1 protein-coding gene is annotated in these 1,358 nt (G+C 60.9%); it reads right to left on the bottom strand.

The window, feature by feature from the left end; translation table 11 throughout:
• The coding region (locus OQK_RS28770; RefSeq protein ID WP_016775516.1) for an MFS transporter at positions 1 to 1,325 on the bottom strand (1,325 nt) is incomplete at its 3' end.
• Positions 1,326 to 1,358: the final 33 nt, after the last annotated feature.

Below are 1,358 nucleotides of genomic sequence, written 5' to 3'. Positions count from 1 at the left end.
AGTACCCCCGGCGTGCCGAAATTATCCAGGAACATGCCGATCAGCAGACTGCTGAACACCGTCGACAAGCGACTGAACGAATAGCAGAACCCGACCGCGCGGGCGCGGATGTTGGTCGGGAACAGTTCGCTCTGATAGGAGTGATAACTGAAGCTCAGCCAGGCGTTGCAGAAGGTGATCATTACCCCGCAGAAGATCAGCCCGAACGCGCTGCTCTGCAGGGCGAACAGGGTGCCGAAGGTCATCGCGCCGAGGGCCGAGCCGACGATCTGCCATTTGTTTTCGAAACGGTTGGCGAACTTCACGAACAGCAACGGCCCGAGCGGGTAGGCGAGGGTGATGATGAAGGCGTACATCAAACTGTGGGTGACGCTCACGCCTTGCCCCGAAAGCAGCGCCGGCAACCAGTTGCCGAAACCGAAGAAACCGATCGCCTGAAAGATATGAAAAACGATCAGCATCAACGCGCGACGGCGGTACGGCGGCTGCCAGATATCGGCGAAACGGCCCTTGCCTTCGACATCGACTGACACTGGTTCCGGCGCATCCAGCGCTTTGCCGTAATCCTTGGCGCAGCGCGCTTCGAGATGGTCGAGGATCCGGTTGGCCTCATCAAAGCGACCATGCTGCGCAAGCCAGCGCGGCGATTCCGGCAGACGCTTGCGCAGCCACCAGATAAACAGCGCAAACACCGCGCTGGCCAACACTACCCAACGCCAGCCGGAAATGCCGAACGGCGCTTGCGGCACCAGCCACCACGACATCAAGGCCACCGCCGGCACCGAGAGGAACTGCACGAAAAACGCAAAGGCAAACGCCGAGCTGCGCATGCGCTTGGGCACCAGTTCCGAGAGGTAAGCGTCGATGGTCACCAGCTCGATACCGAGGCCGATGCCGACCAGAAAACGCATGCCGATGATGCCCAGCGCCGAGGTCTGAATCCCCATCAGCACTGTCGCCACCGTGTACCAGATCAGCGCGAAGGTGAAGATCGCCCGGCGACCGAAACGATCCGCCAGCGGACTGAGCAGGCTGGCGCCGAGGAACAGGCCGAGGAACGTCGCCGAGGCAAACGCCGCCTGATCGGAGAAACCGAACACCCCCTGATTGCCCGTGGCGAACAAGCCGTCGCGAATCAGCCCAGGACTGATGTAGGCGGTCTGGAACAGATCGTAGAGTTCGAAAAAACCGCCGATCGACAGCAGCGCCACCAGACGCCAGATGGTGGCAACGGCAGGCAGCCGATCAATGCGGGCGGAAATTTCGGCGGCGCGTACCGGGTCGATACCATCACTGGGCGCGGCGGCGGGAGCGTGAGCAGTCATAGGCTGATCCATTTTTTATTGATGGAAAAGCTT

The sequence above is a fragment of the Pseudomonas sp. R62 genome (genome assembly GCF_000257605.1).
In the GTDB taxonomy this organism is placed as follows: domain Bacteria; phylum Pseudomonadota; class Gammaproteobacteria; order Pseudomonadales; family Pseudomonadaceae; genus Aquipseudomonas; species Aquipseudomonas atacamensis.
The sequence above is the reverse complement of the archived record's forward strand: the minus strand, read 5'-3'. Positions and strand labels throughout refer to the sequence as shown.